Below are 8,442 nucleotides of genomic sequence, written 5' to 3'. Positions count from 1 at the left end.
AACCGAACGTGGCGTATTGATTCCTAAACGAATGTTCAATGGTGTCAAAGAAGTCGAAATAAAAAAAGAAGATAATGCAGTTATCGTGATTCCAATTGATGAAGATGACCTAATTTTCAAGTTGGGAAAAAATCCAATTTCAAGCGGCATGACAGATGGCTCAATCAATCACGACAAGTATCTATACGGAAAACATTTATAATACAACTAAATCATTATGTCAAAAGCAATCTCAATACAAGTTCCCGAAAGTGTTTTATCTTATTGGGAATCGGAAAGACAATTAGAGCAAGAACTCTCTTATCTTTCCGTTCTTGAACTCGTCCGCGAAAAAAAAATCACTTCAGGAAAAGCAAGCGAACTCCTTGATATCTCACGTTGGGAAATGGCTGAACTATTATCTCAGCATGATGTACCGAGTTCTAATTTTTCAGTTCAAGAATTACAACAGCAAGTAAGAGAAATGAAATAAAAGCAACTTATTGAAAATTGAAACAACAAATTTTAAAAAACAAAACCCTAAAACCTAAAATGTCAACCTACAAAAACTCAATCGTCCCGAACGGACAAAAAATTACAATTCACAACGGAAAACTTAACGTTCCCGATAACCCAATCATTCCTTTTATCGAAGGCGATGGAACGGGACCGGATATTTGGCGAGCATCGGTGCGCGTAATGGATGCGGCGGTGCAAAAAGCATACAACGGCAAACGCACCATCGCGTGGTTCGAAGTGTATGCCGGAGAAAAATCGTTCAACAAATTCAACAACTGGCTTCCCGATGAAACGGTGGATGCGTTCAAAGAATTTCTTGTCGGTATTAAAGGTCCGCTCACCACTCCCGTCGGCGGAGGAATTCGTTCGCTCAACGTTGCGCTGCGACAACTTCTCGATTTGTATGTGTGCTTGCGTCCGGTGCAGTATTTTCACGGTGTTCCTTCGCCGGTGAAACATCCCGAAAAAGTTGATATGGTAATTTTCCGCGAGAACACCGAAGATATTTATGCGGGAATTGAATATGCAAGCGCAACTCTCGAAGCACAAAAAGTTTTGGATTTTATCGCGAAAGAATTTCCGAAACAGTTTGAAAAAATTCGTTTCGGCACAAAACCGAAAGCGGAAGAATTTTGGAATGCAGTCGGCGCAAAAGATTTTCCATCGGATGTTGCAGTCGGTGTGGGAATAAAACCTGTGAGTTATTCGGGAAGTGTTCGCTTGATTCACAGCGCAATTTCGTATGCGATACAAAACAAACGCAAAAGTGTAACGCTCGTGCATAAAGGAAACATTATGAAATTTACCGAAGGAGCGTTTCGCGATTGGGGATATAAAACGGCGAAAGAATTTTTTGGCGCGGTGGAAATAGATGGCGGTCCGTGGTGCAAAATTCCCGACGGAAAATCCGGCGCAGGAATCGTGATTAAAGATGCGATTGCGGATATCACGTTGCAGCAAGTGCTCACGCGTCCCGAAGATTTTGACGTGATTGCAACGCTCAATTTGAACGGCGATTATCTTTCCGATGCGCTCGCGGCACAAGTTGGCGGTATTGGCATTGCTCCCGGCGGAAACATCAATTACATCAGCGGACACGCAATTTTTGAAGCGACACACGGCACTGCGCCGAAGTATGCGAATCTCGATAAAGTGAATCCCGGCTCGGTTGTGCTTTCCGGCGAAATGATGTTGCGTTATCTCGGTTGGACGGAAGCCGCCGATTTAATTTTGAAAGGAATGAACGGCGCGATTACCAGTAAAAAAGTTACATACGATTTTGCGCGTTTGATGGATGGCGCTACGGAAGTCAAATGTTCGGAGTTTGGCGATGTGGTGATTTCTAAAATGTAAATTTTTTATCTCACGCAAAGTCGCTAAGATGCAAAGAAGTTTTTTTTCGCGACTTGGCGGCTTTGCGAGAAAAAATCCAAATGTCAAAAACCAAATATCAAATAAAATTCAATTTCAAAATTTCAAAGTTTGAAAGGTTATCTTTTTGAACTTTGGAATTTATTTGGTATTTGAATTTTGTTATTTGGGATTTTAAAATTTTATGGAAACAAAGTTTTTCAACATTCTCTAAATGAAACTCTGCGTTTCTCTGCGAAAAACTTTGCGGTAAAAAGAAATCGTATTTAACCGCGAAGTAACGCAAAAGGAAGTGCAAAGTATCGCAAAGAATATTCTAAAAATTTTATGGAAACATCAGCATTAAAAAAAGTCGAATTGTGTGAAAAGATTTGAGTATCGGTAATGAAGCACAAATACAAAGTTTATCTTGATACGTCTGTAATTTCTGCGTTGTTTGATTCAAGAAATCCAGAAAGAAAAATTTTTACAGAACGGTTTTTTAAAGAAATAGATTTGTTTGAAATTTTTGTTTCAGAAATAGTTATTTCGGAAATTGATAATACACAAGAAATACAATTAAGAACGAAAATGAAGAAAAGAATTGAGAACTTTTCGATACTACCTTTCACCGATGACATCTATAAAATTGCAGATGACTTTGTGAGTTATGGTGCAATTCCAGAGAGATACAAAACAGACGCAACCCATCTCGCCATTGCTGCATTGAACGATATGGATTTTATTGTGAGTTGGAATTTTAAACACATCGTTAAGAGAAAGACAAAAGAAATTGCACGAATGGTAAATACAATAAACAACATTAAACAAATAGAAATAGTAACACCAGCAGAATTGCTACAATAAAACTTTATGAAAAAAATTTCCAAGAAAGAATTAGCGCAAATTACAAAAATGATCGAGAAGGAATTTCCCGAAGATCCAGCATTACAACAAGTTCACATTGCACGACAAATTATTCGCCGCGAAGCAGAACTTAACGGAATGAATTTTGGTGACTATGTGCGAATAGTTGCAAGTGCTTCAATGAAACATTCTCACAGCAAATCTGCACATCAATAGTTTATGGAACTAAAACTTATCCAAATTGAAAAGCCCGCCGAGATGAATTTCATTCTCGGGCAATCGCATTTTATCAAAACGGTGGAAGATTTGCACGAAGCAATTGTGCAAACAAATCCGCAAATGAAATTCGGTATTGCATTTTGTGAAGCATCTGGAAAATGTTTGATTCGCTCATCGGGAAATGAAACTAAATTGGTGGACATTGCTGTTACTAACGCAAACAAAATTGGTTGCGGACATTCATTTATTATTTTTATGGAGAATGGTTTTCCGATTAACATTCTCAACACGCTCAAAAATGTTTCGGAAGTGGTTCACATTTTTTGTGCAACAGCAAATCCAACACAAGTGGTTGTTGCCGAAACAGAACAAGGTCGCGGCATTCTCGGCGTTGTTGATGGATTTTCTCCGAAAGGAATTGAAGACGATGCAGAAAAAACGTGGCGGAAAAATTTTCTACGAAACATCGGGTATAAATTTTAAATGATGTGAGATGTGGGATTTGCGATATGAGTAAGAAAATTGAAACCGCAAATCACATATATCATATCTCAAATCATTTTATATTATTTAATTACAAATAAACAAAACAAATTCTATGAACATCAAAAAAATATTTTTATTACTTTTTGTCATTTCATTTTCATCGCTTGCGTTTTCGCAAAAACAAATTATCACTTCCGATAAAATAAAAGCGATAGGACCATATTCGCCAGCGGTTCTTTTTGGAAATACGATGTATGTTTCAGGGCAAATAGGTCTTCATCCCGATAGTATCGAGATTGATGCTGATTCGATTGAAATCGAAATTATACAAGCAATGGAAAATGTGAAAACAATTCTTCAGCAGGCAAATTTTGATTTCAAAGATATTGTCAGCGCAACGGTGTATATGACGGATTTGGAAGATTACGCAAAGATGAATAAAGTCTATCGCAAATATTTCCCTGATAAAAATTTTCCATCGCGCACTGTTGTTGAAGTGTCTCGACTTCCTCGCGATGCAGCGTTTGAAATTTCTGTCATTGCGGTACAAAACAAGTAAATGTCATTGAAATAATAAGACCCGATTTTTACCGAATCGGGTTTTGTGTTTTATGGAGTTGTAAGTGTTTCATATTTTCAGCGCGAAAAATTGAGAAAGAAAATTTTATGGCAAAAGTAAAGGAATCAGCAGTAGTTTATTCTGCAAGTAAGCAAAAAGCTATTTCACCGAAACAGATGTTTACAAATATTTTGCAGCAAATGAATGAGAGTGCAACATACGATGATATGATGTATGAAATTTATTTGTTACAAAAAGTTGAACGCGGTTTGAAAGAAATTGAAGAAGGGAAAATTCTTTCTAACGAAGCAGTAAAGAAGCGATTGCAGAAATGGTTAGAATAAAATGGACTCCGCAAGCAGAAAATGATGTTGAAGAAATCGGAAAATATATTGAACGAGATTCGCCGCGTTATGCTCGCATTACAGTTCAAAGACTTTATCATTCTGTTCAACGACTGAAACGTTTTCCTTTGAGCGGAAGAGTAATTCCCGAATTTCACAATGAACAATTACGTGAAGTATTAGTTGATAGTTACCGTGTGCTTTATAATGTGAATGAAATTTTTGTTATAGTATTCGCCGTGGTTCATCAACGCAGAGATTTATTGAATGTGTTGTAGCGAAATAGAAACCCGATTTTTACCGAATCTGGTTTTGTGTTTTATGGAGTTGTAAGTGTTTCATATTTTCAGCGCGAAAAAATTTTAAAATGAAAACTACTTCGCAAAACTCTGTGAAAAACTTTGCGTTACTCTGCGGTTATAAAAAGAAAGTTGTCTTAACCACAAAGTTCGCAAAGTCAATCGCAAAGTAACACAAAGAAAAACCTAACTTCTAACACCTAATACCTATGCTTACAAAACGAAACCTCACATCTCCTCGCGGCACACAACTTTCCTGCAAAGGTTGGATTCAAGAAGCCGCGCTGAGAATGTTGCACAATAATCTTGATGCAGAAGTTGCAGAAAATCCCGATGAACTCATCGTGTATGGAGGAACGGGAAAAGCCGCGCGCAATTGGGAATGTTTTGATGCAATTGTTCGCTCACTAAAAAGTTTAGAGAACGATGAAACGCTTCTTATTCAATCGGGAAAACCGGTCGGAATTTTTCGCACGCACGAAAATGCACCGCGCGTTCTCATTTCCAATTCGATGCTCGTTCCGCATTGGGCAACGTGGGATGAATTTCGCCGACTCGAATCGCTCGGCTTGACAATGTATGGACAAATGACTGCGGGCAGTTGGATTTACATCGGCTCGCAAGGAATTTTGCAAGGAACGTACGAAACATTTGCCGCGTGTGCAGAAAAATATTTTCACGGTTTGCTTGCGGGAAAATTACTTGTTACTGCTGGACTTGGCGGAATGGGTGGAGCGCAACCGCTTGCCGCAACGATGAATGGCGCGGTGTGTCTTGCAATCGAAGTGGACAAAAGCAGAATTGAAAAACGTTTGCGCACAAAGTATGTAGATGAAATGGCAACAACACTCGATGAAGCGCTGCTCATTGTGCAAACTGCGCGTGAATTGAAAGAAGCAAAATCCGTTGCGCTACTTGGGAACGCCGCGGAAATTTTACCCGAACTCGCCGCGCGCAATATCATTCCCGACATTCTCACCGACCAAACTTCTGCGCACGATACGCTCAATGGTTACGTTCCCGCGCATATACGATACGAGGATGCGCTCGAACTTCGCAAAAAAAATCCGAAAGAATATATTCGCCGTGCACAAGAATCTATCGCTGAACACGTTGAAGCAATGCTCACGTTGCGAAAGAAAGGTGCGATTACGTTTGATTACGGAAATAATATTCGCGGCGAAGCGTTGGCGTTTGGTGTGAAGAATGCGTTTGATATTCCCGGATTTGTTCCTGAATATATTCGTCCGTTGTTTTGCGATGGAAAAGGTCCGTTTCGTTGGGCAGCATTATCGGGTGATGCGGAAGATATTTATCGAACGGATAGAGCGGTGATGGAAATGTTTCCCGAAAATAAACAACTATGCAACTGGATTATGAAAGCGCAGAAGCAAGTTGCGTTTCAAGGATTGCCAGCGCGTATTTGCTGGCTTGGTTATGGCGAGCGAGCGAAGATGGGAAAAATTTTTAACGACTTGGTTGCGCTTGGTGAAGTGAAAGCACCGCTTGTGATTGGACGCGACCATTTGGATTGCGGAAGTGTTGCGTCGCCGAATCGCGAAACGGAAAAAATGAAAGACGGTAGCGATGCGATTGCTGATTGGCCCATATTAAATGCGTTACTCAATGCAGTTGGCGGCGCGAGTTGGGTAAGTGTTCATCACGGCGGCGGCGTTGGTATCGGAATGAGTATTCACGCGGGAATGGTTGTTGTTGCAGACGGAACACAAGAAGCGGAAAAACGTTTGGAGCGCGTTCTCACTTACGACCCGGGAATGGGAATTATCCGCCACGTTGATGCGGGTTACGAGCGAGCAATGGAGAATGCGAAAACGATGGGTGTGAAAGTGCCGATGGGGAAGTAGAGAATTATAATTTCATATAAATTACTATACATTCAATCTCAATGCAGTCGTTTGATTTAATTCGCCCTCTATTCGCATCGCTGATGGCGATTCTTGCAATGGTTTCGCTTATTATTGGCGCGTTGATAGGATTATATTTTAAACCATCGCACAAAATAAATGCAGTAATTATGGCATTTGGAACGGGGCATTAATTCAAGCGCTTGCAATAGAACTTGCGTATCAATCCGCGGAGCATTTTATTCATCAAACGCATAGTTCCGGATTAACGGCGTGGGCAGTAATTGCAGGAGGATTTATTGCTGGAGGAGTGATGTATTATACGGGGAATAAACTCATAGAGAAAAAAGGGGGAGCGATGCGGCACATTGCAATGGTGAATAAATTTTTGCTCGATAAGAAACGCGAAGAGTCAAAGGAAATATTAGAAACGCTTTCTCAGGTGGATATTATCCGAGCGTTACCGCCGGAAGAAATGCACGAAATATTAGCATGTGTTGAACTGCAATCGTTTCAAAAAAACGAGACAATTTTTTCTGCGGGAGATGTTGGCGATGCGTTGTATTTAATTCGGGATGGAACAATTCGTATCCAAAATAACGGCAATGTGCTTGCAGATTTGCAGAGCGGTCAAACCTTTGGGGAAATGGCGTTGTTAAGCGGAGAGGTGCGAATGGCTTCAGCAATAGCGCTTTCGGGAAGTACGCTCATGAAAATTTCCAAGGAAAAATTTGATGAGTTGATGCAGGAATCTCCAGCGCTTCGCAACGCCGTGGAGGAATTGAACGCACAGCGTTTGATGACGAACGTCATAGCCGCCGGTAAAAATATCAGTGATGACAAATGGGAAAAAATAGCGGTTGACCAAATTCATTTGTTAACTGCTGCCGAGAGGAGAAACTTGTTGCGAGAGCACGGGAAGGGTGGAAGTAAACCTTTTGCAATTTTTCTTGGCGCTTTGATGGATGGAATTCCTGAATCTATTGTTATTGGCGCAAGTTTTGTCTCGATGGCGACATTTCAGTTCACATTTTTAGCCGCTGTATTTGTTGCGAATTTACCCGAAGCAATCGGAAGTGCAATTGCGATGAAGGAAGCAGGATTATCGCACAAGAAAATTCTTACACTCTGGTCTTCGCTGGTGTTATGCGGCGCGATTGCAGCTGTATTAGGAAATTACTATCTCACAGATGCGAATCCTTTACTCATTACCATAACAGAAGCAATTGCCGGCGGAGGTATATTAGCGCTTGTGGCGTCGGTAATGATGCCTGAAGCGTATGAGCACGGTGGAACATCTGTCGGGCTTGCAACCATTCTTGGTTTTTTATCCGCGTTTTTCTTTTCGTTTATATAATCATCTATTTGATAGGTGATTATCATCCATTCAGAAACATCTGAAAAAGTAAAATGTTCGTCACTCCGAGCGAAGTCGAGGAGAGTTTTTATTCTGGATTCATGGTTTGCCACGCTCACCGTGACGATTAAAATAGTTTTGCAGAGGTTTCATTAAAATGGGTTGAATTTTCTTTCCTTTCTTTTACGGAGCATATATCGAGTAGAATAATTACATTTTCTATTTCATCGCCTGTATCACCGCATCGTGTAATTTAGGCCGCACGTCTCTTATTTTTGTATTCGCTCGCGTTGGAAAAGTTCTGTTTGTTAAAACGATAACAAACAAATCTCTTTCTCTATCCACCCAAATTGATGTGCCGGTAAATCCTGTATGTCCGAATGAATTTGCACGAACCGCGAGTGAAGTCATTACGATTGAGTTTGATTCTGCGGTAGAAAAAATCGCACAACTCAATCCTTGGTCGCAAGAACTTTTCACAAATAAAAAAATACAACGAAGAATTGGAAATAGTTTTGAGGAAATAAAAACGTTTGATGAAAACTATTTTGATTTCATTATACACGACCCACCGATGTTTGCGCTTGCAGGAGAATTG

At 40.2% G+C, this 8,442-nt stretch carries 12 protein-coding genes; 11 read left to right on the top strand and 1 reads right to left on the bottom strand.

Annotated features, from left to right (window positions below):
• The 11 genes from FJ218_10185 to FJ218_10135 form a co-directional block, all read left to right on the top strand.
• A partial coding sequence (locus tag FJ218_10185; GenBank protein ID MBM4167268.1) for a hypothetical protein occupies window positions 1–202 on the top strand: 202 nt, incomplete at its 5' end.
• A gap of 15 nt (window positions 203–217) precedes the next feature.
• Window positions 218–472 carry a UPF0175 family protein gene (locus FJ218_10180; GenBank protein MBM4167267.1) on the top strand — a complete coding sequence of 85 codons (255 nt, stop codon included), beginning with the start codon at window positions 218–220 and terminating at the stop codon, window positions 470–472.
• Window positions 473–531: 59 nt separating this feature from the next.
• Window positions 532–1,851 carry an NADP-dependent isocitrate dehydrogenase gene (locus FJ218_10175; protein ID MBM4167266.1) on the top strand — a complete coding sequence of 440 codons (1,320 nt, stop codon included), beginning with the start codon at window positions 532–534 and terminating at the stop codon, window positions 1,849–1,851.
• A 402-nt stretch (window positions 1,852–2,253) separates the two neighbouring features.
• Entirely contained in the window at window positions 2,254–2,715 is a 462-nt protein-coding gene (locus FJ218_10170) for a type II toxin-antitoxin system VapC family toxin (protein ID MBM4167265.1), read from the top strand.
• A gap of 6 nt (window positions 2,716–2,721) precedes the next feature.
• Entirely contained in the window at window positions 2,722–2,931 is a 210-nt protein-coding gene (locus FJ218_10165; GenBank protein ID MBM4167264.1) for a hypothetical protein, read from the top strand.
• Between the two features lie 3 nt (window positions 2,932–2,934).
• Entirely contained in the window at window positions 2,935–3,417 is a 483-nt protein-coding gene (locus FJ218_10160; GenBank protein ID MBM4167263.1) for a hypothetical protein, read from the top strand.
• A 115-nt stretch (window positions 3,418–3,532) separates the two neighbouring features.
• The gene (locus FJ218_10155) at window positions 3,533–3,979 is read left to right on the top strand and encodes a RidA family protein (protein ID MBM4167262.1); all 447 of its coding nucleotides are present in this window, start codon (window positions 3,533–3,535) and stop codon (window positions 3,977–3,979) included.
• A 107-nt stretch (window positions 3,980–4,086) separates the two neighbouring features.
• Window positions 4,087–4,323 carry a hypothetical protein gene (locus FJ218_10150; protein MBM4167261.1) on the top strand — a complete coding sequence of 79 codons (237 nt, stop codon included), beginning with the start codon at window positions 4,087–4,089 and terminating at the stop codon, window positions 4,321–4,323.
• The gene (locus FJ218_10145) at window positions 4,302–4,601 is read left to right on the top strand and encodes a type II toxin-antitoxin system RelE/ParE family toxin (protein MBM4167260.1); all 300 of its coding nucleotides are present in this window, start codon (window positions 4,302–4,304) and stop codon (window positions 4,599–4,601) included. The genes FJ218_10150 and FJ218_10145 overlap by 22 nt, the downstream gene beginning before the upstream one ends.
• 230 nt (window positions 4,602–4,831) lie before the next feature.
• Entirely contained in the window at window positions 4,832–6,487 is a 1,656-nt protein-coding gene (gene hutU / locus FJ218_10140; protein MBM4167259.1) for a urocanate hydratase, read from the top strand.
• 310 nt (window positions 6,488–6,797) lie between these two features.
• Window positions 6,798–7,844: a cyclic nucleotide-binding domain-containing protein gene (locus tag FJ218_10135; GenBank protein ID MBM4167258.1), complete on the top strand. Its 1,047-nt coding sequence runs from the start codon at window positions 6,798–6,800 to the stop codon at window positions 7,842–7,844.
• A gap of 219 nt (window positions 7,845–8,063) precedes the next feature.
• Here FJ218_10135 and FJ218_10130 read toward each other — a convergent pair whose 3' ends face one another.
• Complete coding sequence (locus FJ218_10130) at window positions 8,064–8,255, bottom strand: beta-lactamase family protein (GenBank protein MBM4167257.1); 192 nt, start codon at window positions 8,253–8,255, stop codon at window positions 8,064–8,066.
• Window positions 8,256–8,442: the final 187 nt, after the last annotated feature.

The sequence above is a fragment of the Ignavibacteria bacterium genome (assembly GCA_016873775.1).
GTDB lineage: Bacteria > Bacteroidota > Ignavibacteria > UBA10030 > F1-140-MAGs086 > JAGXRH01.
The sequence above is the reverse complement of the archived record's forward strand: the minus strand, read 5'-3'. Positions and strand labels throughout refer to the sequence as shown.

Coding starts and splice junctions, on each gene's coding strand:
- hutU (MBM4167259.1), top strand. CDS start 4,832: ATGCTTACAAAACGAAACCTCACATCTCCTCGCGGCACACAACTTTCC.
- FJ218_10175 (MBM4167266.1), top strand. CDS start 532: ATGTCAACCTACAAAAACTCAATCGTCCCGAACGGACAAAAAATTACA.
- FJ218_10170 (MBM4167265.1), top strand. CDS start 2,254: ATGAAGCACAAATACAAAGTTTATCTTGATACGTCTGTAATTTCTGCG.
- FJ218_10150 (MBM4167261.1), top strand. CDS start 4,087: ATGGCAAAAGTAAAGGAATCAGCAGTAGTTTATTCTGCAAGTAAGCAA.
- FJ218_10155 (MBM4167262.1), top strand. CDS start 3,533: ATGAACATCAAAAAAATATTTTTATTACTTTTTGTCATTTCATTTTCA.
- FJ218_10180 (MBM4167267.1), top strand. CDS start 218: ATGTCAAAAGCAATCTCAATACAAGTTCCCGAAAGTGTTTTATCTTAT.
- FJ218_10130 (MBM4167257.1), bottom strand. CDS start 8,255: ATGACTTCACTCGCGGTTCGTGCAAATTCATTCGGACATACAGGATTT.
- FJ218_10160 (MBM4167263.1), top strand. CDS start 2,935: ATGGAACTAAAACTTATCCAAATTGAAAAGCCCGCCGAGATGAATTTC.
- FJ218_10165 (MBM4167264.1), top strand. CDS start 2,722: ATGAAAAAAATTTCCAAGAAAGAATTAGCGCAAATTACAAAAATGATC.